The sequence below is a fragment of the Sphingobium sp. 3R8 genome, assembly GCF_020166615.1.
GTDB lineage: Bacteria > Pseudomonadota > Alphaproteobacteria > Sphingomonadales > Sphingomonadaceae > Sphingobium > Sphingobium bisphenolicum.
The window spans coordinates 36,545-60,727 of the sequence record NZ_JAIQXR010000014.1 but is presented as its reverse complement, the minus strand read 5'-3'; the positions used below and the strand labels follow the sequence as shown (position 1 = coordinate 60,727).

General features: G+C 66.7%; 25 protein-coding genes and 1 riboswitch. Of the genes, 8 read left to right on the top strand and 17 right to left on the bottom strand.

Features of this window, described 5'->3' with window-relative positions; all coding sequences use genetic code 11:
* Positions 1-107 precede the first annotated feature (107 nt).
* Together K9B33_RS14240 and K9B33_RS14235 are read left to right on the top strand one after the other, a co-directional pair.
* On the top strand, positions 108-1,598 hold the full coding sequence (locus tag K9B33_RS14240; protein WP_224549685.1) for an ABC transporter substrate-binding protein: 1,491 nt from the start codon (positions 108-110) through the stop codon (positions 1,596-1,598).
* A 90-nt stretch (positions 1,599-1,688) separates the two neighbouring features.
* Positions 1,689-2,111: a DUF4112 domain-containing protein gene (locus tag K9B33_RS14235; protein WP_224549683.1), complete on the top strand. Its 423-nt coding sequence runs from the start codon at positions 1,689-1,691 to the stop codon at positions 2,109-2,111.
* Positions 2,112-2,320: 209 nt separating this feature from the next.
* On the opposite strand, the gene K9B33_RS14230 is transcribed toward K9B33_RS14235, so the two are convergent.
* Together K9B33_RS14230 and nadC are read right to left on the bottom strand one after the other, a co-directional pair.
* Positions 2,321-3,028, bottom strand: a complete 708-nt coding sequence (locus K9B33_RS14230; RefSeq protein ID WP_224549682.1) for a ribonuclease T2 family protein — start codon at positions 3,026-3,028, stop codon at positions 2,321-2,323.
* A complete protein-coding gene (gene nadC, locus K9B33_RS14225) occupies positions 3,021-3,884 on the bottom strand; it encodes a carboxylating nicotinate-nucleotide diphosphorylase (RefSeq protein WP_224549680.1) in 864 nt (287 codons plus the stop codon). The genes K9B33_RS14230 and nadC overlap by 8 nt, the downstream gene beginning before the upstream one ends.
* 86 nt (positions 3,885-3,970) lie before the next feature.
* On the opposite strand from nadC, the gene K9B33_RS14220 reads away from it, so the two are divergent.
* Together K9B33_RS14220 and K9B33_RS14215 are read left to right on the top strand one after the other, a co-directional pair.
* The gene (locus tag K9B33_RS14220; protein ID WP_224549678.1) at positions 3,971-4,222 is read left to right on the top strand and encodes a type II toxin-antitoxin system Phd/YefM family antitoxin; all 252 of its coding nucleotides are present in this window, start codon (positions 3,971-3,973) and stop codon (positions 4,220-4,222) included.
* Positions 4,219-4,647 carry a type II toxin-antitoxin system VapC family toxin gene (locus tag K9B33_RS14215; protein WP_224549677.1) on the top strand — a complete coding sequence of 143 codons (429 nt, stop codon included), beginning with the start codon at positions 4,219-4,221 and terminating at the stop codon, positions 4,645-4,647. Before K9B33_RS14220 ends, K9B33_RS14215 begins: the two co-directional genes overlap by 4 nt.
* A 6-nt stretch (positions 4,648-4,653) precedes the next feature.
* Here K9B33_RS14215 and nadA read toward each other — a convergent pair whose 3' ends face one another.
* The 3 genes from nadA to K9B33_RS14200 are packed head-to-tail and all read right to left on the bottom strand — an operon-like array spanning position 4,654 to position 7,288.
* Positions 4,654-5,655: a quinolinate synthase NadA gene (gene nadA, locus K9B33_RS14210; protein WP_224549676.1), complete on the bottom strand. Its 1,002-nt coding sequence runs from the start codon at positions 5,653-5,655 to the stop codon at positions 4,654-4,656.
* 44 nt (positions 5,656-5,699) lie between these two features.
* Positions 5,700-6,425 (bottom strand): DUF4230 domain-containing protein, encoded by a 726-nt coding sequence (locus K9B33_RS14205; RefSeq protein WP_224549675.1) that lies wholly within the window; start codon positions 6,423-6,425, stop codon positions 5,700-5,702.
* Positions 6,410-7,288, bottom strand: coding sequence for an MBL fold metallo-hydrolase (locus K9B33_RS14200; RefSeq protein WP_224549674.1), 879 nt, complete (start codon positions 7,286-7,288; stop codon positions 6,410-6,412). The genes K9B33_RS14205 and K9B33_RS14200 overlap by 16 nt, the downstream gene beginning before the upstream one ends.
* A 388-nt stretch (positions 7,289-7,676) precedes the next feature.
* Here K9B33_RS14200 and K9B33_RS14195 point away from each other — a divergent pair, with 388 nt between their 5' ends.
* Both K9B33_RS14195 and K9B33_RS14190 read left to right on the top strand, forming a co-directional pair.
* The gene (locus K9B33_RS14195) at positions 7,677-8,567 is read left to right on the top strand and encodes a tyrosine recombinase XerC (RefSeq protein ID WP_224549673.1); all 891 of its coding nucleotides are present in this window, start codon (positions 7,677-7,679) and stop codon (positions 8,565-8,567) included.
* Positions 8,568-8,634: 67 nt separating this feature from the next.
* Positions 8,635-8,925, top strand: a complete 291-nt coding sequence (locus K9B33_RS14190; RefSeq protein ID WP_224549672.1) for a hypothetical protein — start codon at positions 8,635-8,637, stop codon at positions 8,923-8,925.
* A gap of 3 nt (positions 8,926-8,928) precedes the next feature.
* Here the strand turns inward: K9B33_RS14190 and K9B33_RS14185 are convergent, their stop codons facing one another.
* From K9B33_RS14185 to rsmI, 4 genes are all read right to left on the bottom strand, one after another.
* Positions 8,929-9,528, bottom strand: a complete 600-nt coding sequence (locus tag K9B33_RS14185; RefSeq protein WP_224549671.1) for a DedA family protein — start codon at positions 9,526-9,528, stop codon at positions 8,929-8,931.
* 117 nt (positions 9,529-9,645) lie between these two features.
* On the bottom strand, positions 9,646-10,620 hold the full coding sequence (gshB, locus tag K9B33_RS14180; RefSeq protein ID WP_224549670.1) for a glutathione synthase: 975 nt from the start codon (positions 10,618-10,620) through the stop codon (positions 9,646-9,648).
* A 144-nt stretch (positions 10,621-10,764) separates the two neighbouring features.
* Positions 10,765-11,118, bottom strand: a complete 354-nt coding sequence (locus tag K9B33_RS14175) for a YraN family protein (protein ID WP_224549669.1) — start codon at positions 11,116-11,118, stop codon at positions 10,765-10,767.
* On the bottom strand, positions 11,115-11,957 hold the full coding sequence (gene rsmI / locus K9B33_RS14170) for a 16S rRNA (cytidine(1402)-2'-O)-methyltransferase (protein ID WP_224549667.1): 843 nt from the start codon (positions 11,955-11,957) through the stop codon (positions 11,115-11,117). Before rsmI ends, K9B33_RS14175 begins: the two co-directional genes overlap by 4 nt.
* 11 nt (positions 11,958-11,968) lie before the next feature.
* Here rsmI and K9B33_RS14165 point away from each other — a divergent pair, with 11 nt between their 5' ends.
* A complete protein-coding gene (locus K9B33_RS14165; RefSeq protein ID WP_411974024.1) occupies positions 11,969-13,174 on the top strand; it encodes a penicillin-binding protein activator in 1,206 nt (401 codons plus the stop codon).
* Positions 13,175-13,198: 24 nt separating this feature from the next.
* Here the strand turns inward: K9B33_RS14165 and K9B33_RS14160 are convergent, their stop codons facing one another.
* The gene (locus tag K9B33_RS14160) at positions 13,199-13,975 is read right to left on the bottom strand and encodes an ABC transporter ATP-binding protein (RefSeq protein ID WP_224549665.1); all 777 of its coding nucleotides are present in this window, start codon (positions 13,973-13,975) and stop codon (positions 13,199-13,201) included.
* Complete coding sequence (locus K9B33_RS14155; RefSeq protein WP_224549663.1) at positions 13,969-14,967, bottom strand: FecCD family ABC transporter permease; 999 nt, start codon at positions 14,965-14,967, stop codon at positions 13,969-13,971. Before K9B33_RS14155 ends, K9B33_RS14160 begins: the two co-directional genes overlap by 7 nt.
* A gap of 38 nt (positions 14,968-15,005) precedes the next feature.
* On the opposite strand from K9B33_RS14155, the gene K9B33_RS14150 reads away from it, so the two are divergent.
* Positions 15,006-15,815 carry an ABC transporter substrate-binding protein gene (locus K9B33_RS14150; protein ID WP_224549660.1) on the top strand — a complete coding sequence of 270 codons (810 nt, stop codon included), beginning with the start codon at positions 15,006-15,008 and terminating at the stop codon, positions 15,813-15,815.
* A 36-nt stretch (positions 15,816-15,851) separates the two neighbouring features.
* Here the strand turns inward: K9B33_RS14150 and K9B33_RS14145 are convergent, their stop codons facing one another.
* From K9B33_RS14145 to K9B33_RS14120, 6 genes are all read right to left on the bottom strand, one after another.
* Positions 15,852-17,690 carry a TonB-dependent receptor plug domain-containing protein gene (locus tag K9B33_RS14145; protein WP_224549658.1) on the bottom strand — a complete coding sequence of 613 codons (1,839 nt, stop codon included), beginning with the start codon at positions 17,688-17,690 and terminating at the stop codon, positions 15,852-15,854.
* Positions 17,691-17,854: 164 nt separating this feature from the next.
* Positions 17,855-18,069: riboswitch (cobalamin riboswitch) on the bottom strand.
* A 69-nt stretch (positions 18,070-18,138) separates the two neighbouring features.
* Positions 18,139-18,936 (bottom strand): formate dehydrogenase accessory sulfurtransferase FdhD, encoded by a 798-nt coding sequence (gene fdhD / locus K9B33_RS14140; RefSeq protein WP_224549758.1) that lies wholly within the window; start codon positions 18,934-18,936, stop codon positions 18,139-18,141.
* A gap of 31 nt (positions 18,937-18,967) precedes the next feature.
* The gene (locus K9B33_RS14135) at positions 18,968-19,273 is read right to left on the bottom strand and encodes a formate dehydrogenase subunit delta (RefSeq protein ID WP_224549657.1); all 306 of its coding nucleotides are present in this window, start codon (positions 19,271-19,273) and stop codon (positions 18,968-18,970) included.
* A gap of 10 nt (positions 19,274-19,283) precedes the next feature.
* Positions 19,284-22,130: a formate dehydrogenase subunit alpha gene (fdhF, locus tag K9B33_RS14130; protein WP_224549655.1), complete on the bottom strand. Its 2,847-nt coding sequence runs from the start codon at positions 22,128-22,130 to the stop codon at positions 19,284-19,286.
* The gene (locus tag K9B33_RS14125) at positions 22,127-23,713 is read right to left on the bottom strand and encodes a formate dehydrogenase beta subunit (RefSeq protein ID WP_224549653.1); all 1,587 of its coding nucleotides are present in this window, start codon (positions 23,711-23,713) and stop codon (positions 22,127-22,129) included. Before K9B33_RS14125 ends, fdhF begins: the two co-directional genes overlap by 4 nt.
* Complete coding sequence (locus K9B33_RS14120) at positions 23,710-24,162, bottom strand: NAD(P)H-dependent oxidoreductase subunit E (RefSeq protein WP_224549651.1); 453 nt, start codon at positions 24,160-24,162, stop codon at positions 23,710-23,712. Before K9B33_RS14120 ends, K9B33_RS14125 begins: the two co-directional genes overlap by 4 nt.
* Between the last annotated feature and the right edge of the window lie 21 nt (positions 24,163-24,183).

Genomic DNA, 24,183 nt, shown 5'->3' with positions numbered 1-24,183 from the left:
TGAATTTTTCGTGACAACTGCGCGTCTTTGACATGTCACTTTTATGACATGACTGTGGCGGTGATCCCCGGTTGGCGGGGCGGCCATCGCAGGCTACTCCTTGTCCCATGTTCACGCGCGCCCGCCCTCCCGTCAGAAAGCCGTCATTGGTCGTCGGTGCGATATTGTGCCTGCTGGCGGGTGGCTGTTCCGATGAGGGCCACGATCCCGTCGTGGTGAGCGTAGTGGGCAATCGCGACGATTTTGCGAAACCGCTGGCCGCCCTGCCCGACCCCGGCGCCAAGCTGATCCTGGAGGCGACCGCGCAGGGACTGGTCGCCTTCGACGCGGGCGGCGAAGTCCTGCCGGCGCTGGCCCAGCGCTGGATCGTAGAGGATGACGGGCGCAGCTATATTTTTCGCCTGCGCCGCGCCTTCTGGGCCAATGGCGCGCGCGTCACCGCGCCCGATGTCGCCCGGATGCTGATGGCGCGGATCGAATCGCTGCGGCGACTCGATCCCGACGGCCCGCTCGACGCGGTGCAGGCGGTGGTGCCGATGACCGGCGAGGTGATCGAGATTCGCCTGGCCGCACCGCGCCCCTATGTGCTGCAGATGCTGGCCCAGCCGCAGATGGCGGTGCTGTCGCGCGACGGCGGCACCGGCCCCTATCGTCGCGCCGCGCGCGGCAATGCGCTGGTGCTCACTCCGATCGACCGCGCCAGCGGCGACGACGCGGCGGCGGACGAGCCGGTTCCGCCCTGGCAGACCCGCGTCCTGCGCGCGGAACGCGCCGCGCTGGCGATCATCCGCTTTCGCGAACGCGATGCTGCATTGGTGCTGGGCGGCCGCTTCACCGACCTGCCCCTGCTGGTGCCGGCCGGGATCGATCGCGACAATGTGCGGGTCGATCCGGTGCGCGGCCTGCTCGGCCTGGCCGTCACTGGCCGGGGCAAGCTGCTGGACGACGCCGCGATTCGCGCCGCCATCAACATGACGATCGACCGCAGCCAGTTGCCCGCCCTGTTCCCGCTGGGCGGCTGGGCGACCAGCGAGCGCATCCTGCCCGATCCGATGGATCTGGGCCGCACCCCCACCGATCCGGCCTGGGCGGCGCTGTCGCTGGACGAACGACGGGCGCAGGCCGGGGCGAGCGTCACCCGCTGGCGCGCCGACAATGGCGCACCGCCATCGCTGCGCATCGCCCTGCCGGCCGGTCCTGGCGCCACGCTGCTGTTCGGCCTGCTGCAGCGCGACCTTGCCGCCATCGGTCTGCCCGCACAGCGCGTCGCGATCAATGCGGATGCCGACCTGCGCCTGATCGATGAAGTCGCCGCCTATGACAGCGCCCTCTGGTATCTCGGCCGTATCGGCTGCGCCCGCAAAATCCATTGCAGCGACGTCGCCGACGCCCAGCTTCAGGCCGCCAGCCTCTCCAGCTCATCCGAGGAACGCACGGCCCGCATCGCCGAAGCCGAAGCGCAGATGGTCGCGCATGACGGCTATATTGCGCTCGGCGCGCCGGTACGCTGGTCGCTGGTGGCCAAGCGGCTCACCGGCTTCCAACCGTCCGCGCGCGCGCGTCACCCATTGAACCATCTCTTCCGCACCACCAATTAGGGATTGGATCATGCGTGCGATGAACGCTTGGGCGTTGCGTGCGTATAGGGATCAGGCCCCCGTCGCAAACGGGGCGAGGAGACAGAGACGATGGCGATTTCGCAGGACCAGTTCGACCGGCTAGCGCGGGAACTACCGGGTTTCGGCCGTGACCCGGCCTCGATCCGCCGCCGGATCGAAGCGATGGAAGCGGTGCTGGAGGGGCTGTTCGTCATCCCCGGCACCAAATATCGGGTGGGCCTCGACAGCCTGGTGGGGCTGGTCCCCGTCGTCGGCGACCTCGCCACCGCGGCTATGGGCGCGTGGATTGTGTGGGAAGCCCGCAACCTGGGCATGTCGAAATGGCAGATTACCCGCATGGCCGCCAATGTCGGCGTCGATACGCTGGTCGGCGCCATCCCCTTCGCGGGCGACCTGTTCGACTTTCTCTACAAGTCCAACACCAAGAATCTGCGCATCATTCGCAAGCATCTCGACCGCCACCATCCCGCGACGGTGACGATCGACGGCTAGAGCGGCCTGTGACCCGACTGCGTTGGATTGGCCGCTCTAATTTATTGGTTTGACGCGATTTCTTAACCGTCACACGATTCCGTTTGAGTGGAAATCGCTCTAGAGCGCGCTGCGTTTGATCGGACGCAAGTCGCACGCTCTAGTTTTTTGTTTTCGCATCGTTCTTAGCGGAAAACCGGTTCCCACTTTCCCGCACGATGCTCCAGGGATCAGCGCGGCGGTTCGATCCGCAGTTGCGCCCGGTCCCTGACGCCGCCCTGCTGCGGCGGGCAACTGATGTAGCGATATTTACGGTCCATGCAGATCCACACCTCGCTCAGCGATCCGTCGCGGGTGACGTTCAGGCGAATGCCGTCGGCGACCATGCCCTTGTTCCGTGCCGCGAAGGCTTCTGCGAAAGCCCGCGCCGACAGGGTCGGGCGCTGCGCCAGTTCCGCCATGTCGGGATAGCGCAGCGCATGATACAGCTTGCGCGACAGGGCGAAGAAGGCAGTCGGGTTGGTCGGCATACAGGTGCCATGCTTGACCCATTCATGCTGGATCAGCTGGACCGACGGTGTCGCGCAGAGATGATCGCGGATCACCTTGCGCGGCAGAATGCCGGCGGCCTTGCAATATTGCGGCCATTGCTCGCCATAGCCGTCAGGCCACAGTCCATGCAGGGTGAAGGCGAAGCTGTTGTCCGACTGGCACTGAAACGCATCGCGCGCGCCCCCGCGCGACGTCTTGCAATATTGCGGGGTCCAGCTGACCGCCAGCGTGTAATAGCCGATCGGCAGGACGCGTTTGGGGTCTTCGGCCGTCGGCCCCTCGATTCGCGGCCGGGCGATGACGTCCGGCAGGCGGCACTGATTGGCCTGCGCCAGGGCGATGCCGGGCGTCGCCAGCGCGATCAACGGCAGCACCATCTTAAGCATAAGCGAAATCCAGTCCGATGTCGGCGGCCGGCGCCGACTGGGTCAGCCGCCCGACGCTGATATAAGTGACGCCGGTCTGCGCCTTTGCGCGGATCGTTTCCAGCGTGACGCCGCCCGACGCTTCGGTCGGCACGCGCCCGTCCACCAGAGCGACCGCCCCGCGCAGCGTCGCCGCATCCATATTGTCGAGCAGCAGATGCGTCGCGCCCGCGCTAAGCGCCGGTTCGATCTGGTCGACCCGGTCGACCTCCACGATGATGCTGGCGACCCCGGCCGCCACGGCGCGGCGCACCGCTTCCTCGACCGATCCGGCGACCGCGACATGATTGTCCTTGATCATCGCCGCGTCCCACAGCCCCATGCGGTGATTGGTCGCCCCGCCCATGCGCGTGGCGTATTTCTCCAGCACGCGCAGGCCCGGTATGGTCTTGCGCGTGTCGAGCAGGGTCGCCCCCGTCCCGTCGATCGCATCGACATAGGCCCGCGCCATCGTCGCGATGCCGGTCAGATGCTGGACGGTGTTGAGCGCGGACCGCTCCGCCGTCAGCATCGCCCGCGCCTTGCCCCTGATCCGCATGATGTCGGTCCCGGCCGCCACCCGGTCGCCGTCCTGCGCCAGCAATTCGATCGCGACGTCGGGGTCGAGCGCGCGGAAGAACGCGACCGCGACCGGCAGCCCCGCCAGCGTCACGTCGTCCCGGCTGTCCATCACCCCGTCGAACACCGCATCGGCCGGAATCACCGCCTCGCTGGTGACGTCGCATCCGCCCGGGCCAAGATCTTCGGCCAAGGTGGAAGCGACGAAGGCGGCGAGGTCGAAGCCGGGGAGGGATAAGACAGGAAGCGTGAAGGTCATGGCCCATCCTCTAGCCCCGCCGCCCGACGCGCCGCAACCTGATTCCTCACTTGACTTAGTCCATGGACTAAGTCCATATCTTCGGAATGACGGCGATCATCAATGTTCATGAAGCCAAGACGCATTTTTCCAAACTCCTGGAACGCGCCCATGCCGGCGAGGAAATCATCCTTGCCAAGGCAGGCAAACCCTATGCGAAATTGGTGCCGATCGACGCCGTGCAGGCCCGACCCAAACGGCGGGGCGGTCAGTTTGCTGGACTGTTCGCGGTCGGCGACGAGATTTTCGATCCATTGCCGGACGAAGAATTGCGCCTGTGGGAGGGGCATGGCGATTGAGACTGCTGCTCGATACCCATGTGCTGATCTGGTGGTGGACGGACCGGCGCCTGCTGCCCGACACTGTCGATTCGATGATCGAAAGCGGCGCCGACCAGATTTTTGTCAGCAGCGTCAGCGCCTGGGAAATCGCGACCAAGGCGCGCTTGGGCAAGTTGCCGCAACTCCTCCCCTATCTCGACCGCTATCAAGCGGCGGTCGCGGATGCGGATTTCAGGCAATTAAACCTGACGATGCGCCATGGCCTGCACGCCGGTGCTTATGAGGCGCTACACCGTGATCCGTTCGATCGCATGCTCGCGGCGCAAGCCGAATTGGAAGGACTCGTCCTGGTGACCCGCGATCCCGCTTTCATCACTTTCCCTTGCGAGACATTGTGGCACAAGCCCCTGCTCAGCGAACAGGGACTCGCATATCGGGGCTGACGCGCCTCACCGCGCGCCCACATCCCTCGCCCCTACATCCCCCTGCCCCACAGTCCCGCTCGCCATCTCCAGCATCCGGTCCAGGCTCTTCTTCGCAGCCACGCGCAGCGTCTCGTCCATCTCGATGCGCGGCTGCAAATCGCGCAGCGACAGATACAGCTTCTCCATCGTGTTGAGCGCCATATAGGGGCAGATGTTGCAGTTGCAGTTGCCGTCCGCACCCGGCGCGCCGATGAAATTCTTGTGCGGCACCGCCTTTTCCATCTGGTGGATGATATGCGGTTCGGTCGCGACGATCAGCGTGTTGCCCGGCATCGTCTTGGCGAAGTCCAAAATGCCGCTGGTCGATCCGACATAATCGGCATGGTCGACGATATAGGGCGGGCATTCGGGATGCGCGGCAATAGGCGCGTCGGGGTGCTGGGCCTTGAGCTTGAGCAGTTCGGTTTCGCTGAACGCCTCATGCACGATGCACACGCCCGGCCACAGCAGCATGTCGCGGCCCAGCTTGCGCTTGAGGTATCCGCCCAGATGCTTGTCGGGACCGAAGATGATCTTCTGGTCCTTGGGGATCTGCGCCAATATCTTTTCGGCCGATGACGATGTCACGATGATGTCGGACAGCGCCTTCACCTCGGCCGAACAATTGATGTAGCTCAGCGCAATATGATCGGGATGCGCCTCGCGAAACGCCTTGAACTGGGCGGGCGGGCAACTGTCCTCCAGCGAACAGCCCGCATCCATGTCCGGCAGCACGACGATCTTTTCCGGCGACAGGATCTTGGCCGTCTCCGCCATGAAGCGCACGCCGCAAAAAGCGATCACGTCCGCGTCCGTCTCCGCCGCCTTGCGCGACAATTCCAGCGAATCGCCAACGAAGTCCGACAAATCCTGGATCTCGGGCGACTGGTAATAATGGCCGAGGATAACGGCGTTGCGCTCCTTGCGCAGCCGGTCGATTTCGGCGCGCAGGTCGGTGCCCTGCGGAATATCCGTGATCGCGTTCATACCCTGTAACTCCTCGGTCCCATGGCTGGCCCTTTGTCCGCGCCCTAGCGCTGCTGCCGCCTGTTGGCCAGTACCTCGTTGATCGGTGTGGTGACGTCCCACTGGTCCTTGCTGCGCCGCTCGGCCGGAAAGGTGACGATCACCCGCGCATCGCCAAAGCCCATCGCGGCCAGCGGCGCACTCATGATCTTGCTCACCGCGCCGCGCCCATATTCACGCGCCTGCGCCATGCGTTCGGGCGAGCGCGCCGACGCCTCCGCCCGCGCCTGCGCATGGGCGGACACTTTCCGGCTGAGGGCCTCGCCCGCCGCCCGCGTCACGAACAGGCCGCTGGTGCGCACCAGCGTCCGGCGCGCCTCGTCGACATTGGGCTTGTCCGGCGTCACATCGGGCGCATTGACGATCAGCGTGCGGCTCTTCTCGTTCCACTCCAGGTCGCGCGCGCTCAGCCCCGACAGGTCGATGAAATAATCGACGGAATAGGGCATCTTCACCAGCTGATCGGATTTCAGCCAGCCAAAGCCGCGCACATCCTTCGCCGTGCTCTGGACCGTGCCATTCAATCGCGACACGCGCAAATCGCTGGCGCCCGCGATCTTCTCCGCGATGATCTTCGTCACCGCCGACCCGTCATCCTCGACCGCGACCACATAGTCGCGATCATAGCGCTGCCACCCGACCAGCATCGCCGCGCCCACGAACAGGATCAGCAGCGCGCCAAGGATCGGCCCGGCATAGCGTTGCCATGGGCGCCTCAGCGCATCTGCCATCGCCCATCCTCCAGCGGTGCGGCCAGACCCCGGCCGTCCAGATCGATCAGATGCGCCAGCACCGATCGCCCCGCCGCGCCATAGAGGCGCGGATCGACGCCCTTGTACATTTCGGCCACCATGTCGGGGATGGCGCTGTCGCCGTTGCGCGCCAGAAAGCGCAAAATCTGCCCCTCGCGCTGCTTGCGATGGCCCATCATGCCGCGCACCAGCCGCTGCGGCGTCTCGATCGGCTCGCCATGGGCGGGATAATAGATGCGGTCGTCCCGTTCCAGCAGCCGCTGCATCGAGCGCATATAGGCGCTCATGTCGCCATCGGGCGGCGAGATCACGCTGGTCGACCAGCCCATCACATGGTCGCCGGTGAAGAGGATATTCTCCTCCAGCAAGGCGAAGCAGAGATGGTTGGAGGTATGCCCCGGCGTCGCCACCGCCTCCAGCGTCCAGCCCGGCCCCGTCACCTGCTCGCCATCGTCCAGCACTTGGGTTGGCCGGTAATCGGCGTCGAAGGCGGCATCCGCCCGCGGCCCGTCATCGTCCAGCGTCAGCGGCGCGCAGCCGATCACCGGCGCACCGGTCATCGCGCTGAGCGGCCGCGCGGCCGGGCTATGGTCGCGATGGGTATGGGTGCATAATATCGCCACCACCGGGCGTCCGGCAATGGCCGCGGTCAGCGCGGCCAGATGATCGGAGTCCGCCGGGCCGGGATCGATCACCGCCACCGCATCCATGCCCACGACATAGGTTTGCGTGCCGGTATAGGTGAAGGGCGACGGATTGGGCGCCAGCACGCGCGCTACCAGCGGAGACAGCGACATCAGGACGCCGGTCGGCAGGTCGGCCGGATCGAAAGGTGTTGCCATGCATCCCATGTGCCCATTTATGCGCGGATTTCAAGGGCGACTGCTAGGCAGCAGGTGAGACAGGCGCTTGGTCTGAAAGCCACCAGACATTGGAATGGATTACACCGTCATCCCGGGCTTGACCCGGGATCCCGCTTCTTCATTTCCTCCGCTTACTCAGTAGCTTGAAGAATAGCGGGATCCCGGCTCAAGGCCGGGATGACGAAATGACGAATGACCGCAACCCACCCATTAATCTGTCCTACCGATCCCTGCTCTGGTAAACACGACGCATGTCCATCACGCGCATCTCTGCTTTCCAGCTCACCTCGCAACAATATGTCCAACGCCTGTTCCAAAATGTCGAAACCGGCGGGAAATGTGCGAAGTTAAGTGCGGCGTCTCCGAAATGACCCCCGCCCTTTCCGAACGCTGGCGCCAGCATCTCGCGCTCGACCGGCGGCGCTCCGTCCACACCGTCCGCGCCTATGTCGCCACCGCCGAGCGGCTGATCGCCTTCCTCGAACAGCATCGCGGCGAAGGCGTCAGCCCCGCCACGCTCGCGCACATCGATCAGGCCGAGCTGCGCGCCTTCCTCGCCAGCCGGCGGACGGACGGCATCGGCAATCTCTCCGCCGCCCGCGAACTCTCCGCCGTGCGCGGCTTCCTCAGGTTCGTCGGCGGCGACGACGCCCGCGTGCCGCTGCTCAAGGGGCCGAGGGTCAAGCGCGGCCTCCCCCGCCCCATCTCTCCCGACGAAGCCGTCTCGCTGGCGCAGGACATCGCCGAGACGGCCCGCGAAGGCTGGATCGGCGCGCGCGACTGGGCGGTGCTGCTGCTGCTCTATGGCGCAGGCCTGCGCATCGGCGAGGCGATGGGCCTGCATGGCGACATATTGCCGCTGGGCGACACGCTGCGCGTCACCGGCAAGCGGGGCAAGACCCGCATCGTGCCCCTGCTGCCGCAGGTGCGCGCCGCGATCGACGCCTATGTCGACGCCTGCCCCTATCCGCCCGCCCGCGACCAGCCGCTGTTCCGCGGCGCGCGCGGCGGGCCGCTTTCCCCCGCGCTCATCCGCCGCGCGGTGCAGGGCGCGCGAGGGCGGCTGGGCCTGTCGGACCGAACGACGCCCCACGCGCTGCGCCACAGTTTCGCCACCCACCTGCTGGGCCGCGGCGCGGACCTGCGCTCCTTGCAGGAGCTATTGGGCCATGCCAGCCTGTCCTCGACGCAGGTCTACACCCAGGTCGATGCCGCGCACCTGCTCGACATCTATCGCAACGCCCATCCCAGGGCGTGAAAGGGCCACGATAGCGCCGCATTTCCCGACCAGCCTGCATCACTTCTCCATGGCGAGGGAAAATGCGATGATGCTGCGTCTGGTCCTGGCATTGCAGAGCGTCGGCGCCACCGACATTCCGCCCGACTTCGACCTGAAGCGGGTCAAGCCTTCGCCCGACGCCAATGCCATCATCGTCACCGCCCGCAAGCCGAGCCAGCGGGTCGATCGCGAACCGCTGAGCATCGAGCCGCCGCTCGGTCGGGCGGAGATCGGCCTGTTCGGCGACGTGAAGGCGAACCTCCATGTCGAAAGCCAGGGCTTCGGCAACGGCACCACCTCCCAGCGGGTGATGGTGGGGGTGAAGATTCCGTTCTGAACCTCAGCCCTTGGGCCGCCAGGTCGCGAGCCGCCAGAGATAGAGGATCACCGCGCCCACCACGCAGGCGGTCGCCACCGGGCCGATATAATGGTCGATGTCCCGGAAATTCTGCCCCAGCACATAGCCGGCATAAGCCAGGATGACATTCCAGATCAGCGCCCCGCCCATCGTCCACAACAGGAAGCGGACATGCCCCATGCGGAACAGCCCCGCGGGCAGCGATATCATCGTGCGGAAGGCGGGCATGAAACGAAAGACGAAGACGACGATCTGGCCATATTTGCCGAACAGTCGGTCGAGCGCCTCGACATCGCGCCACTCCAGCGTCGCCCAGCGGCCGAAGCGATCGACCAAGGGTTTCAGACGCTCGAAGCCCAGCACATGGCCGACCAGATACCAGAAATAATTGCCGATCGTGGTGCCGATCGTGCCGGCCAGCAGCAGCCAGCCCATGTCCATCCGCCCCTGCCCGACGCGGATGCCGCCAATCCCCATGATGAGTTCGGACGGGATCGGCGGAAAGACATTTTCCAGGATCATCAGGAAGAAGATGCCCCAATAGCCGCCCGCATCGATCAGGCGGAGAACCCAGTCGGTCATCCTCGATATATCCACGCCGTCATCCCAGCGCCGGCTGGGATCTCACTTTTCTGATCAACGCTCCAGGAAGAAGAGAGATGCCAGCCTGCGCCGGCATGACGACAATAAAGCATCAACTCACGCCGCCGCCCGCGCCGCCAGCCGGGCGTCTATCGCGTCCCAGATCAGGCCGCCGGTGTCGGTGCCGTCGAACGCGTCGATCGACACGATCCCGGTCGGCGAGGTGACGTTGATCTCGGTCAGCCACTCGCCACCGATCACGTCGATGCCCACGAACAGCAGCCCGCGGGCCTTCAACTCCGGCCCCATGGCGGCGCAGATTTCACGCTCCCTGTCGGTCAGCTCCGTCTTCGCCGCCGATCCGCCCACGGCCAGGTTCGAGCGAATCTCGCCCGCACCCGGAATACGGTTGACCGCACCCGCGACCTCGCCATCGATCAGCACGATGCGCTTGTCGCCCTGCGCGACGCCGGGAATGAAGGCCTGCACCATGAACGGCTCGACCCAGGACGCGTTGAACAATTCCACCAGCGACGACAGGTTCGCGCCGTTGCTGCCGACGTGGAACACGGCCACGCCGCCATTGCCGTACAGCGGCTTGACCACGATCTCGCCATGCTCCGCCAGGAAGCTCTTCACCTGCGCCAGGTCGCGGGTGATCATCGTGGGCGGCATGAAGCGCGCATAATCGAGCACGAACAGCTTTTCGGGTGCATTGCGGACGCTGGCCGGGTCGTTCACCACCAGCGTTTCCGCCTGCACCCGCTCCAGCAAATGGGTGGCGGTGATGTAGCTGAGGTCAAAGGGCGGATCCTGCCGCATCCACACGACATCGACGTCGCGGCCCAGGTCCAGCAACTCCGGTTCTCCGAAGGCGAAATGATCGCCCTGCACCTTCTGCACCTTGACCGGGCGCGCCTTGGCCAGCACCCGCCCGTCGCGGAAGGTCAGGTCCGGCGCCAGATAATGATAGAGCCGATGCCCCCGCGCCTGCGCCGCCAGCATGATATGGAAGGTCGAATCCCCCCCGATCTTGATGCCCTCCATGGGGTCCATCTGCACGGCGACGGTCAGGGGGTTGAGTTCGGTCATGCGCGTCATTCCCTTAAACCGTTCGGTTCGAGCAGCTTCGAGCTTGTCGAGAAGCGCCCGTCGAGAACCCTTTCTCGACTGCGGTTCTCGGCTTCGCTCGAACCTCCGCTCGACACGAACGGGATTGATGGATGGGGCGGGCCTTCACCCCCCATGCCAGACATTGGCCAGATGGCGCGGCGCACGCCCCGGCGCAAGGAGGATGACGTCGATTCGCATGTCGTCCCCCGGTTTCGCCAGTTCGTGCCACAATATTTCCGCCGCCTTCGCCACCCGCGCCAGCCGCCGCTCGTCGATCGCCAGGTTGAGGTCCGCCGCGCTCGCCCGCGCCTTCACCTCGACGAAGGCCAGCATCGCGCCCCGCCGCGCGACCAGATCGACCTCGCCCGCCGCCGTGCGCATCCGGCGACCCACGATCTGCCAGCCCTTCAGCCGCAGCCACCAGGCGGCGATGCGTTCGGCCTGCCGCCCGCGCTGCTCCGCCGCCGCTCTCGTCACCCCTTCAATTCCGTCGCCCGGTCATAGAGCGTCCGCCGGTCCAGCCCCAATTTCTTCGCGACCTCGCCCGCCGCCTTGGACACCGACAGCCGGGTCAGCGCCTCCCGCAACGCCGCGTCGGCGTCCTCCGCGCTGGCGGGCGGCGCTTCGCCCGGCGGGCCGACGGTGACGACGATCTCGCCCTTGGGCGGCGCATCGGCATAGCGGGCGGACAGTTGGGACAGCGTACCGCAGGCGGTTTCCTCGAACGTCTTGCTGATCTCCCGGCTCACCGCCGCCTCGCGATCGCCCAGATGCGCGGCCATGGCCGACAGGCTTTCCGACAGGCGCGGCCCGCTTTCGTAGAAGACCAACGTCGCGCGCACGGCCGCCACCTCGTCCAGCGTATCGCCCCGCGCCTTCGCCTTGCTCGGCAAAAAGCCCATGAACAGGAAACGGTCAGTCGGCAGCCCCGACAGGGTCAGCGCCGCGATCGCTGCGCTCGGCCCCGGCAGGGTCGTGATCCGCCGCCCCGCCGCCCGCGCGTCGCGCACCAGCTTGTAGCCCGGATCGGAAATCAGCGGCGTCCCCGCGTCCGACAGCAAGGCCACCGATTCGCCCGCCATCCGTTCGACCAGCCGCTGGCGGACATTTTCGGCGCTATGGTCGTGATAGGGGACCATGGGCCGGTCCGATCCGGCATGGCGCAGCAAGCGTGCGCTCACCCGTGTATCTTCCACGGCGACCACATCGGCCAGTCGCAGGACTTCCGCCCCACGCGGCGTAAGGTCACCAAGGTTGCCGATCGGCCCCGCAACGATATAAAGCCCAGGCTCTAGCCCAGAAGTTCGAGTTTCCATAAGGACGCCAGATGACAGAGACGGATGCCCCCCGGCAAGCAAATGTGTTCGCTGCCGTGAAGCGCGGCGCGCGTTGCGCCTTCATGGGGGCGGCCCTGTTCCTCGCCGCCTGTCAATCGATCGTGCCGAAGGGGCCGGCGCCCACCACCCCCACCCGCCCGACCCAGCCGACCGGGCCGGAGGTCGTACAGGGCCTGCCGACCGACGCCACCCGCCATCGCGTCGCGCTGCTCGTGCCGATGAGCGGCCCCAATGCGGGCGTCGGCCAATCGATCGCCAACGCCACCACGCTGGCGCTGATGGACACCCGGACCGACAAGGTCCGGATCACCACCTATGACACCGCGCTCGGCGCGGCGGCGGCGGTGACCAAGGCGCTGGCCGATGGCAACCGCCTGATCCTGGGGCCGTTGCTGGCGGAGGACGCCCGCGTGATCGGACCGATCGCCGCGCGCGCCAATGTGCCGGTGATCAGCTTCTCCAACGACGCCAGCATCGCGGGCAGCGGCGTCTATGTGCTGGGCTACAACACCGCCCAGTCGATCGACCGCGTCGTCGACTTCGCCAAGGGCAAGGGCCTGTCGCGCTTCGGCGCACTGGTGCCGCGCGGCACCTATGGCGAACGGGCGGGCAATGCATTGCTGCGCGCGGTCGAGCAGGCCGGCGGCACCGTCGTCTCCATGCAGACGTTCGACCGGACTCCTGCCTCCATCACCGCTGCGGTCAGGAAATTGCAGGCCTCCTCCAGCTATGATGCACTGCTGATCGCCGACAGCGGCCGCGTCGCGCTCCAGGTCGCGCCGATCGTGCGGAAGAATGGCGGCGCCACCGCGCGGCTGCTCGGCACCGAATTGTGGAATACGGAAGGCACGCTGGCCGCCAGCCCCGTGCTGCGTGGCGCCTGGTTCGCCAGCGTCTCCGACACGCTCTACCGCCAGCTCGCGACCAAATATCGCGCGCGCTACGGCGCATCCCCCTTCCGCCTGTCCTCGCTCGGCTATGATTCGGTGCTGCTGACGGTGCGGATCGCGCAGGACTGGAAGCCCGGATCGCCCTTCCCCGCCGCGCGGCTGCGCGACGCAGGCGGCTTTTCCGGCATCGACGGCGCCTTCCGCTTCAACCGCGCCGGCGTCGCCGAACGCGCGCTGGAAGTCAGCGAAGTCGGCGCCGGCGCCATCACCGTGGCCGATCCGGCCCCACACGGCTTCGGCGAGTAATTCCGCCCCTGCCGGCGGGGTGGATCAGGACACCCGCCCCACCAGCAGGATCAGCGGCGCGTCGCCGTCCCGCTCGATCCGCGCCGTCACGCCATAGACCCGCGCCAGCGCATCCGCCGTCAGCACGTCCATCGGCGCGCCATCGGCCACCAGCGCCCCGCCGTCCATCAGCAGCAGCCGGTCGCAATAGCGCGCCGCCATGCCGAGGTCGTGCAGCACCGTCACCACCAGCGCCCCGCCGCGCGCCTCGCCGCGCAGCAGGTCCATGACGTCGATCTGATGTCCAGGATCGAGCGCCGCCAGCGGCTCGTCCGCGATCAGCCCGCGCGCGCCCACCGCCAGCGCCCGCGCCAGCAGCACCCGCGCCCGCTCGCCGCCCGACAATTCGGTCGCGACCCGGCCTTTCAGGTGCAGCACGTCGGCCCGCGCCATCGCCGCCTCGATCGCCGCTTCGTCCTCTTCCGACAGGCGTGACAGCGGCCCCAGATGCGGCAGCCGCCCCAGCGCCACCAGCCGCTCGACGCTGAGCGGCCAGTGCAGCGTCTGGCCCTGCGGCAGATAGGCGACGGCACGCGCGATCGTCTGCCGGTCGAGCCGCTTCCCGTCCTGCCCATCGATCAGCACTCGCCCCGCCTGCGGCGACACCAGTCCCAGCAACGCACGGATCAGCGTCGATTTGCCCGCGCCATTGGGACCGACCACGCCGACCAGCGTGCCCGGTTCCAGCGTCACGTCCACATCGCGCACCGCCGCGTGGCGACCCAGCCGCACCGTCAGCCCCTGCGCCGATATCGTCACCATAGCCGCCGCTCCCGTATCAGATGGACCAGGAAGACCGGCACGCCCAGCAGCGCCGTCACCACCCCCAGTTTCAATTCGTTGTTCGTCGGGATCAGCCTGACCCCGATATCCGCCAGCGTCAGCAGCGCCGCGCCGCCCAGCAGCGAAGGCAGCAGCACCGCCGAGGGCGACCGGTCGGTCAGCGGCCGGACCAGATGCGGCACGATCAACCCGACGAAGCCGATCGATCCCGACACCGCGACCGCGCCGCCTACGCCGATCGCCACGCCCAGCATCATGCGCAACCGCGCAGCGGGCAGATTGACGCCCAGCGCCTGCGCGCCATCCTCCCCCAATGTCAGCGCGTCCAGCGTCCGCCCGTCCGCGATCAGCAGCGCCGCGCCGACGACGACGCAGGGTAAGGCAATCCAGACATGGGCGTAGCTGCGATTTTCCAGACTCCCCATCAGCCAGCTCATGATTTCCATCGCAGCGAAGGGATTGGGCGACAGGTTGAGCGCCAGGCTGATCCCCGCCCCCGCCAGCGTCGCCACGGCGATGCCGGCCAGGATCAGCGTCAGCGGGCTTTCCACCGTGCCCGACAGCGCGAACAGGGTCAGGATGGCGACGAGTCCGGTCAATATGGCCAGCAGCGGCAGCACCATCGGATGCAGCTGCGCCAGCCCGAAATAGAGCGCGCAGACCGCCCCCAGCGCCGCCGCATTGGACGCGCCCAGCACCGACGGTTCGGCCAGCGGATTGCGCAGATAGCCTTGCAACGCGGCGCCGGCCACGCCCAGCATCGCGCCGACGATCAGGCCCAGCAGCATCCGCGGCAGGCGCAGATCCAGCACGATGGTGCGGGCGACCGCGTCTCCCCCGCCGGTCAGCACCGCGCCGATCCGCCCCGGACTGATCGCCACCGCGCCCAGCAGGACCGATCCGAACGCCGCCGCCACGACCAGCAGCAGCAGGCCGGGGATCAGCAACGGATGATGACGGCGCACGGTCATGGCTTGCCTCCTTGCCCATGCTTGATAAGGCGATGGGCATGACCAGCAGGATATTTCTGGCGGCGACCGCGCTGATCGCACTGACCGGCGCTGCCGCCCCCACGGCGCCGCGCCGCATCGTCTCGCTCAACGTCTGCGCCGACCAATATCTGCTCGCCCTCGCCGATCCCGTTCAGATTGCCGCGCTCAGCAGCAATGCGCGCGATCCCGAACTGTCCGCTGCGACGACCAGGGCGCGCGGTTTTCGCACGCTGCGCCGTCCCGCGGAGGAAGTGCTGGCGATCCGCCCCGACCTGATCCTGGGTTTCCCGATCGGCCCGAATGCGGTGGCGGGCGCGCCGCCGGGCCAGTGGCGCACGCTCGGCCTCGCCAGCGCCGACAGCTATGGCGCGATCCTCGACCAGATCAGGCAGGTGGCGCGCGCGACCGGCCATGTCGATCGCGGCGAGGCGCTGATCGCGGCCATGAATCGCGATCTCGCCGCCCTGCCCCGTCCCAGGCGTGGCGGCGTCGCGGCCTATTATCAGCGGCGCGGCTATATGACCGGCACCGGCACGCTGATCGATGATCTTATGCGCCGCGTCGGCCTCACCAATCTCGCCGCCAAACTTGGCAAACCGCCGCTGGCGCAAGTGCCGCTGGAAGAAATGGTGGCGGCGCGGCCCGACTGGCTGATCGTGGAAAGCGCCACCGACCGCGTGGTCGATCAGGGCACCGAAATGCTGCACCATCCCGCGCTCGCCGCCGTTCCGCGCATCAGCCTGCCGCAAAGCTGGACCGTGTGCGGCGGCCCCGCCTATGTGCAGGCGGCGCGCACCATCATGGCGCGACTGAACGCGCCGCGCTGAAGGGGCAGGCATCACGCCCGCCCCCTTGCCTGTCGATCAGAAGCGAACACGCACGCCGCCATAGGCAGCGCGGCCATAGGACCCATAGCCATAGGCCGTCTGGTACGTCTCATCGAACAGATTGTCGATGCGACCATAGACTTCCAGATGCGCGCCCAGCGGCATCGAGGCCCGCACCCCGGCCAGCGCATAGCCGTCCAGCCGCCGCGTATTCGCCGCATTGTCGAAGCTGTCGCCCACCATCGTGACCGTCGCGCCGGTCGACAGGCCGAACGACCAGACATAGTCGGCCGACACGCTCACCGCATTGGCGGCGCGGCGGGCCAGGCGATTGCCGAAATCGGCCGACCCTGCCGACCGGTCGCGCGCATCGACATAGCTGTAGCTGCCGGTGACGGTCAGCGCATCGACCGGCTTCAGCGCGATCGACGCTTCCACGCCCTTGGCGCGGGTGCGGTCCAGATTGCCATAGGTGAAGGTGGCGTTGTCATAATTGATCTGGTTGCGCGTATCGCGGCGGAAAGCGGTGACCGACAACATCGCCCGACCACCGTCCAGGCTCTGGTCGAACCCGACATCATAGCTTTTGGACCGTTCAGGGCGCAGCGCCGCATTGCCGCTAAAGCTGTCGTACAGTTGATAGAGCGACGGCGCCTTGAACCCTTCGCCATAGCTCAGCCGCACATTGGTCGCGCCGCCATTGGGCGAATAATTGGCGTTCGCGCCGAAGGTCGTCGCGCCGCCAAACTGGCTATGGTCGTCATGGCGCACGCCACCGGTCACGGCCAAACCAGCGAAAGGCTTGACGATCGCCAGCGCATAGACGCTGTCGATGTTGATCTTCGCGCTGGCGGTCGAACCGAAGCCGAAGAAATCATAATCCGGCCGCTCATGCTCATAGCCGAACAGCAGCTTGGCCTGGTCGACCGGCGCGTAGACGCCTTCATATTCGAAGCGCAGGTTGGTGCCCGAATAGCCATAGTCGGGGTCGGTGCCGCGCACGAAATAATAGTCGCGATCGTTGCGCATCCAGGTGACGGCGGCGCGGTTGGTCAGCTTGCCATCCAGCAGCGCCAGGTTGAGGCCCGCATAGCCGACATATTGGTCGAGCTTGCTGACGTCGCTGCTGTCGGCAGGTGCGCCGAAGAAGCTGTCATAGTCGAGGTCGGCATGGATATAATAGCCGCGCAGGTCCAGGCTCAGCATATCGGTGAAGCTGAGCTTCAGCCTGGCGTTGGTCGCGATATTCTCGGTCCCGTCGCGCTCCGTCCCGCCTGCGGCCGACGAAATGCCGTCGGTGCGGAAATAGGCCGCGCCTACGCCGCCCGTGGCGATGCCGCTGGTGCCCGACACGTCCGCCTTGGCGCTCAGCGTGTCGCTATAGCCATAATCCACCGATGCGTTCGCGCCGAAGCCCTCGGCCGGCACGCCGGTCATCAGGTTGACCACGCCACCGATCGCCTGGCTGCCATGGACCACCGAGTTGGAGCCGCGCAATATTTCGATCCGCTGGATATTGCCGGTCAGCAGCGGGCCGAAATCATAGCCGTCGCCGATGCCGCTGGGATCGTTGACCTTCACCCCGTCGATCAGCACCAAAGTCTGCGTCGTCTCCGCGCCGCGCAGCGACACGCCGGTCACGCCGCCGGTCGATCCGTTGCGGTTGAAGCGCACGCCCGGCGTCGTCGCCAGCAAATCGACCACATCGATCGCCTGCCGCGTCTTGATCGTCTCCGCATCGATCACGGTGATCGCCTGGCCGACCTCGTCGCGCGACTGCGCAATACCCGTGGCGGTGACGACGATCTCGTCATCCTGCGCCCATACCGGCGTCGCCACGATCAGCGCCACCAGAGAAATGCCTGTTTTCAACATATATACCCCCCGGCGCCGGTGCGACTTGGCCTGGGGCGTCCGCAATGCGGTCGGGCGGAAGCAAGGGATGGCGCCATATCCCGTCCACAACCCGATGCGGCCCCGGCCGCATGGCGTCGCTCGACGGAAAAACCACCGTGCTCCGGCCATCCCCTGGACCAAAGCAAGAGCGACCAAGCGCCGGCAGGTCTCCTGGCTCGCGGGTCGCAGCACGGATGCATAGCCTTCCCGGACATGGGTCCAGTGGCCGGTCTTTCGACCATATGCATCGCACTATCCGCTTACAGTTGCAGGGACAGCCACGGAATTGGGCGCTCGCACGCCCGCACCGCATTCCCGATTAAGCCCGTTGCCGGGCACCGGCGCGATCATCTCGCAGGGGAAGCCAAGCCGCCCCCACGCCGCGCGCTCTAAGGGAAAGCGGATGCGATGCCAAGCGGCACCGGGTTTAAGCCAACGGCCTGTTGCTCCGCAGCAACATGGCGTCCCGCCGCGCCAGCACGACCAGCGGCAAGCCGGCCTCTTCCGCGCGGGCGGCCGCCAGCCGGGTCGGCGCGGAAAGGGTGACGAGCAGCGGGCATTGGCTCAGCACGGCCTTTTCCACCAGTTCATAGGAACAGCGCGACGACAGCAGCGCAAAACCGCCGTCCCAGTCCGCGCCAGCCCGCGCCATCGCCCCGATCAGCTTGTCGAACGCATTGTGCCGCCCGACATCCTCGCGCACCAGCCGGACGGCCCCGTCCGCCCCGACCCAGGCCGCGGCATGGGCCGCGCCAGTCGCCGCGTTCAACGGCTGGTGATCGTGCAGCGCCGCCAGCGCGCGAAAGATGGCGGCGCGGTCCGCCCGCGACGTCGTCATCACCCGCGGCAGCGGCCGGATCGCCTGCTCCAGATTCTCGATCCCGCATATGCCGCAGGAGGATTCGGACGCACGATGCCGCACCCGCTCCAGCAGCGCATCGGTGCGGTCCTGCGGCAAGGTCGCGCGGGCCACGATGCCCTGTTCAGTCCGATGGGTATCGACGTCGAACGCCGCGTCGCCCGGCCCGATCAGCCGCTCGCCCAACGCAAAGCCCAACACCAGATCGCCAATGTCGGTGGGCGTCGCCATCAGCACCGCATAGCCGATGCCGTTAAATTCGATCGCGACCGGCACTTCGTCGGCCAGCGCGCGGTCGATCGCCTGCGTCCCGCCGTCCGGGGTCAGGCGATCGAAAGTCAGCGGGCGGGCGGCGGCATCATCCATCGTCACGGCGTAGCGATGGACGGCGCGCCGCTCAACCGGCGTCGCAATGCCCGGCCTCGTCCACCGCGTTGAACTGCGCCGCATCGACGGCGGGCGCCGGCCTGCCCTGCGCCATGCGCGCGACGGCGGCGGCGACCATCGGCGACAGGCGCTCGGGCTGGTCCTGCGCGATGGCGACGATCTGCGCCTTCATCCGCGGATCCCAGAAGCGGGTCAGATGCTCGGCCAACGCCGCTACCGCCTTCGCCTCGCCCATCATCGCCATGTTGCGGGCGATCTGGTGCGCCATATAGACCAGCCGGTCCGTGGTGGACATGACATGGGTGTCGTCGCTCATGTCCGTCATCCTATTCGGCCGCTTCCAGCGGCGCGATGCGGCGGCTGGTCCGGGCCTGCTGCGCATAATCCTGCTGCCAGTCGCTCGGCCCGTTCGACGCCATCACTTGCACCGCCGTCACCTTATATTCCGGGCAATTGGTGGCCCAGTCCGAATAGTCGGTGGTGATGACGTTCGCCTGCGTCTCGGGATGGTGGAAGGTCGTATAGACCACGCCCGGCGCGACCCGCTCGGTAATCAGCGCGCGCAGGGTCGTCTCCCCCGCCCGGCTGCGCAGCGTCACCCAGTCGCCATCCTTCAGGCCGCGATTGTCCGCATCGCTAGGATGCATCTCCAGCCGGTCTTCCGGGTGCCAGGCGGTGTTGGCGGTGCGCCGCGTCTGCGCGCCGACATTATAGTGGCTCAAAATGCGCCCGGTCGTCAGCAGCAACGGGAAGCGCGGCCCGGTCTTCTCGTCGGTCGGCACATAGTCGGTCACGACGAACTTGCCCTTGCCACGCACGAAGCCGTCGATATGCATGGTTGGCGTGCCGTCGGGCGCGGCGTCGTTGGCCGGCCATTGCAGCGATCCTTCCGCCTCCAGCCGGTCATAATGGACGCCGGCGAAGGTCGGGGTCAGCGCCGCAATCTCATCCATGATTTCGGACGGGTGACCATAGGTCCAGCCCAAGTCCATGGCGTTGGCCACCAACTGCACGATCTCCCAATCCGCATGGCCATTGAGCGGCGCCATCACCTTGCGCACCCGCTGGATGCGCCGCTCGGCATTGGTGAACGTGCCGTCCTTTTCCAGGAAGGTCGATCCGGGCAGGAAGATATGGGCGTAATTGGCGGTTTCGTTGAGGAACAGATCCTGCACCACTACGCACTCCATCGCCGCCAGCCCCGCCGCGACATGATGGGTATTGGGATCGGACTGGAGGATATCCTCGCCCTGCACGAACAGCCCCTTGAACGTCCCGTCGGTCGCGGCGTCCAGCATGTTGGGGATGCGCAATCCCGGCTCGGCGTCCAGCGCCACGCCCCATGCCCGCTCGAACAGGCTGCGCGTCGCGGTGTCGGACACATGGCGATAGCCCGAAAATTCATGCGGGAAGCTGCCCATGTCGCAGGCCCCCTGCACATTATTCTGCCCCCGCAGCGGGTTCACGCCCACGCCCTCGCGCCCGACATTGCCGGTCGCCATGGCCAGGTTGGCGATCGCCATCACGGTCGAACTGCCCTGCGAATGTTCGGTGACGCCCAACCCATAATAGATGGCGCCATTGCCGCCGGTGGCATAGAGCCGCGCCGCGGCGCGCACGTCCTGCGCCTTCACGCCGGTCAGCGGCTCGATCGCCTCGGGCGAGCGCGCCGCCTCCGACACGAAATCCGCCCAGTCGGCAAACTCGTCCCAGTCGCACCGCGCCCGAATGAAAGCCTCGTCATAGAGCTTCTCGGTCACGACCACATGGGCGATCGCGGTCAGCATCGCGACATTGGTGCCGGGTCGTAAGGGCAGATGATGTTCCGCCGCGACATGGGGCGATTGCACCAGATCGGTGCGGCGCGGATCGATGACGATCAGCTTCGCGCCCTGCCGCAAGCGCTTCTTCATGCGACTGGCGAAGACCGGATGCCCATCGGTCGGATTGGCGCCGATGACGAGGATCACGTCCGCGGCCATGACGCTGTCGAAATCCTGCGTCCCCGCCGACGTGCCGAAAGTCTGGCTCAAACCATAGCCGGTCGGCGAGTGGCAGACGCGCGCGCAGGTATCGACATTATTATTGCCGAACCCCTGCCGGATCAGCTTCTGGACAAGGAAGGTTTCCTCATTGGTGCAACGGCTCGACGTAATCCCGCCGATGCTGCGCGTCCCATATTTCGCCTGAATCCGGCGAAACTCGCGCGCGGTATAGGCGATCGCCTCGTCCCAGGACACTTCGCGCCACGGCTCGCTGACCGACCCGCGGATCATCGGATTCAATATCCGGTCCTGATGCTGCGCATAACCCCAGGCGAAGCGGCCCTTGACGCAGCTATGGCCGCGATTGGCCTTGCCGTCCTTCCACGGCACCATCCGCACCAGCTCCTCGCCCCGCATTTCCGCGCGGAAGGTGCAGCCGACGCCGCAATAGGCGCAGGTGGTGACGACGGCGCGGTCGGGCGTGCCGATCTCCACCACCGCCTTTTCGATCAGGCTCGCGGTCGGGCAGGCCTGCACGCACGCGCCGCAGGACACGCATTCGGAGCCGAGGAAATCCTCGCCCTGCGACGGTGACACTTTGGACTCGAAACCCTTATTCTCGATCGTCAACGCGAACGTGCCCTGCACTTCCTCGCAGGCGCGCACGCAGCGCGAACAGACGATGCATTTGCTGGGATCGAAATCGAAATAGGGGTTCGACTGGTCCTTTACCTGCCCCATATTGGTTGCGCCGTCATAGCCATAGCGCACGTCGCGCAGGCCCACCGCGCCCGCCTGATCCTGCAATTCGCAGTCCCCGTTCGCACCGCAGGTCAGGCAATCGAGCGGATGGTCGGAGATATACAGTTCCATCACCCCGCGCCGCAATTGCTTCAGCCGGTCGGTCTGCGTCCGCACCACCATGCCGTCCGTCACCGGCGTGGTGCAGGATGCGGGATAGCCGTTACGCCCCTCCACCTCGACCAGGCAGAGGCGACACGACCCGAAACTCTCGACACTGTCGGTCGCGCACAGCTTGGGGATCGACCCGCCTGTCAGCGACGCCGCGCGCATGATGCTGGTGCCTTCGGGCAGGGTCACGCTCTGCCCGTCGATGGTCAGGGTGACGGACTTGCCCGTGGCGAGCGCCGGCGGCGTGCCATGATCGGTTTCGCGATTGAAGCTCATTCCGCTGCCTCCTTGATGGGTGCAGGCGCACCGAAATCCTCGGGGAAATAGTCGAGCGCGCTCAGCACCGGATAGGGGGTGAAGCCCCCCAACGCACATAGCGACCCATATTTCATCGTATCGGCCAGATCGCGCAGCAAAGCCGTCTGCCCCTCGATCGACACATCGATCCGGGATGGAGAGCGAGAATATAGCGCCTTCCCCAACCCCCCGTCATCCCAGCGAAGGCCGGGATCTTTCTTCTCTTCACCCCCCGGCCGTTGCGCAATGATTCGATCCATAATCTCCACCCCGCGCGTCGATCCGATCCGGCAGGGCGTGCATTTGCCGCAACTCTCCGCCCCACAGAATTCCATCGCGAAGCGCGCCATATGCGCCATGTCCACGCTATCGTCGAAAACCGTGATCCCGGCATGGCCGATCAGCCCGCCAGCCTGCGCAAAGGCTTCATAATCGAACGGCAGATGGAACATGCCGGGCGGGAAATAGGCGCCCAAAGGTCCGCCCACCTGCACCGCCCGCACCGGTCGCCCGCTCGCCGTGCCGCCACCAATCTCGTTCACCAGTTCGCCCAGCGTGATCCCGAAGCCGATCTCGTACAGCCCGCCATGCTTGACATTGCCCGCCAGTTGCACCGGCATCGTGCCCCGCGACCGCCCGAACCCGACCGCCGCATAGGCCTCCGCACCTTCGCTTAGGATGAACGGCACGGCCGCCAGCGACAGCACATTGTTGATGACGGTCGGCCGCCCGAACAGCCCCTGGAGCGCCGGCAAAGGCGGCTTGGCGCGCACCTGTCCGCGCTTGCCCTCGATCGAATCGAGCAGCGCCGTTTCCTCGCCGCAGACATAGGCGCCCGCCCCCTCGCGCACCTCCAGCGTGAAGGGCGCGACGATGTGCGCCGACGCCTCGATCGCCGCGCGCATCGTCGCGATGCAAAAGGGATATTCGGAGCGGATATAGATATAGCCATGCCGCGCGCCGACCGCGTGAGCGGCAATCGCCATCCCCTCGATCAGGCAATAGGGATCGCCCTCCATCAGCATCCGGTCGGCGAAGGTGCCGCTGTCGCCCTCGTCGGCGTTGCAGACGATAAACTTCTCGTCAGCAGGCGCGTCCAGCACCGTCTGCCACTTGATCCCGGTCGGGAAACCCGCCCCGCCGCGCCCGCGCAGGCCCGACCCTTTGACCGTATCCACCACGGCCTGTGGTGCCTGCGCCCGCGCCTTCTCCAACCCAACCCAGCCGTCCTGCGCGGCATAGTCGGTCAGGCTCAGCGGATCGATCACACCGCACCGCGCAAAGGTGAAACGCTGCTGCCCGGCGAAGAAGGGCAGTTCCGCCACTGGCCCCAGCCGCGAAGCATGGCTGCCCTCCAGCACCGCCGCCACATCATCCGGCCCGACCGGCCCGAATCCGATCCGCCCCGCGTCCGTGTCCACCTCGACCAGTGGCTCGATGCTGAACAGCCCGCGCGACCCGGTCCGCACCACCTCGCACCCGGCCTGTGCAAAGGCGCGCGCCACATCGTCCGCGCCCAGCGCGACCGACGCCATGTCGCGGCTGATAAACACGCGCATCATGCCGCCACCTCCAGCGCGATCCGCTCCAGCGCGGCCGCATCGATCCGCGCCACCGGCCGCCCGTCGACCAGCGCATTGGGGCCGATCGCGCACAGACCCAGGCAATAGACCGGCTCCAGCGCCACCTGCCCGTCGCCCCGCGTCTCGCCCATCACCACGCCCAGCCGTCGCGCCGCCGCCGCCTCGATCGCCGCACCGCCGCGCGCCTGGCAGCTTTCCGCCCGGCACAGCTTCACCACATGCCGCCCCGGCGCGACCCGCCGAAAATCATGATAGAAGGTGACGACCCCATGCACATCCGCGCGGCTGAGGTTCAGCGCCTTGGCGATCGCCGGCACCCAAGCATCGTCGATATGGCCGGCCTCTTCCTGCATCGCGTGCAGCAGCGGCAATAGCCGGTCGCGCGTCGCGCCATGGCGCGCAGTCCATGCGCCGATAAATTCTTCCATTTCTACCCTGCCTTCTGGCCC

Bases quoted from the DNA above. Each gene is read 5' to 3' on its own strand.
- K9B33_RS14150 (WP_224549660.1), top strand. From the start codon at position 15,006: ATGACCAGCAGGATATTTCTGGCGGCGACCGCGCTGATCGCACTGACC.
- nadC (WP_224549680.1), bottom strand. From the start codon at position 3,884: ATGACCTTCACGCTTCCTGTCTTATCCCTCCCCGGCTTCGACCTCGCC.
- K9B33_RS14165 (WP_411974024.1), top strand. From the start codon at position 11,969: ATGACAGAGACGGATGCCCCCCGGCAAGCAAATGTGTTCGCTGCCGTG.
- K9B33_RS14205 (WP_224549675.1), bottom strand. From the start codon at position 6,425: ATGGCAGATGCGCTGAGGCGCCCATGGCAACGCTATGCCGGGCCGATC.
- K9B33_RS14160 (WP_224549665.1), bottom strand. From the start codon at position 13,975: ATGGTGACGATATCGGCGCAGGGGCTGACGGTGCGGCTGGGTCGCCAC.
- fdhD (WP_224549758.1), bottom strand. From the start codon at position 18,936: ATGGATGATGCCGCCGCCCGCCCGCTGACTTTCGATCGCCTGACCCCG.
- K9B33_RS14145 (WP_224549658.1), bottom strand. From the start codon at position 17,690: ATGTTGAAAACAGGCATTTCTCTGGTGGCGCTGATCGTGGCGACGCCG.
- gshB (WP_224549670.1), bottom strand. From the start codon at position 10,620: ATGACCGAACTCAACCCCCTGACCGTCGCCGTGCAGATGGACCCCATG.
- K9B33_RS14155 (WP_224549663.1), bottom strand. From the start codon at position 14,967: ATGACCGTGCGCCGTCATCATCCGTTGCTGATCCCCGGCCTGCTGCTG.
- K9B33_RS14220 (WP_224549678.1), top strand. From the start codon at position 3,971: ATGACGGCGATCATCAATGTTCATGAAGCCAAGACGCATTTTTCCAAA.
- K9B33_RS14200 (WP_224549674.1), bottom strand. From the start codon at position 7,288: ATGGCAACACCTTTCGATCCGGCCGACCTGCCGACCGGCGTCCTGATG.
- K9B33_RS14240 (WP_224549685.1), top strand. From the start codon at position 108: ATGTTCACGCGCGCCCGCCCTCCCGTCAGAAAGCCGTCATTGGTCGTC.
- K9B33_RS14120 (WP_224549651.1), bottom strand. From the start codon at position 24,162: ATGGAAGAATTTATCGGCGCATGGACTGCGCGCCATGGCGCGACGCGC.
- K9B33_RS14125 (WP_224549653.1), bottom strand. From the start codon at position 23,713: ATGATGCGCGTGTTTATCAGCCGCGACATGGCGTCGGTCGCGCTGGGC.
- K9B33_RS14135 (WP_224549657.1), bottom strand. From the start codon at position 19,273: ATGAGCGACGACACCCATGTCATGTCCACCACGGACCGGCTGGTCTAT.
- nadA (WP_224549676.1), bottom strand. From the start codon at position 5,655: ATGAACGCGATCACGGATATTCCGCAGGGCACCGACCTGCGCGCCGAA.
- rsmI (WP_224549667.1), bottom strand. From the start codon at position 11,957: ATGGAAACTCGAACTTCTGGGCTAGAGCCTGGGCTTTATATCGTTGCG.
- K9B33_RS14190 (WP_224549672.1), top strand. From the start codon at position 8,635: ATGATGCTGCGTCTGGTCCTGGCATTGCAGAGCGTCGGCGCCACCGAC.
- K9B33_RS14235 (WP_224549683.1), top strand. From the start codon at position 1,689: ATGGCGATTTCGCAGGACCAGTTCGACCGGCTAGCGCGGGAACTACCG.
- K9B33_RS14185 (WP_224549671.1), bottom strand. From the start codon at position 9,528: ATGACCGACTGGGTTCTCCGCCTGATCGATGCGGGCGGCTATTGGGGC.
- fdhF (WP_224549655.1), bottom strand. From the start codon at position 22,130: ATGAGCTTCAATCGCGAAACCGATCATGGCACGCCGCCGGCGCTCGCC.
- K9B33_RS14195 (WP_224549673.1), top strand. From the start codon at position 7,677: ATGACCCCCGCCCTTTCCGAACGCTGGCGCCAGCATCTCGCGCTCGAC.
- K9B33_RS14230 (WP_224549682.1), bottom strand. From the start codon at position 3,028: ATGCTTAAGATGGTGCTGCCGTTGATCGCGCTGGCGACGCCCGGCATC.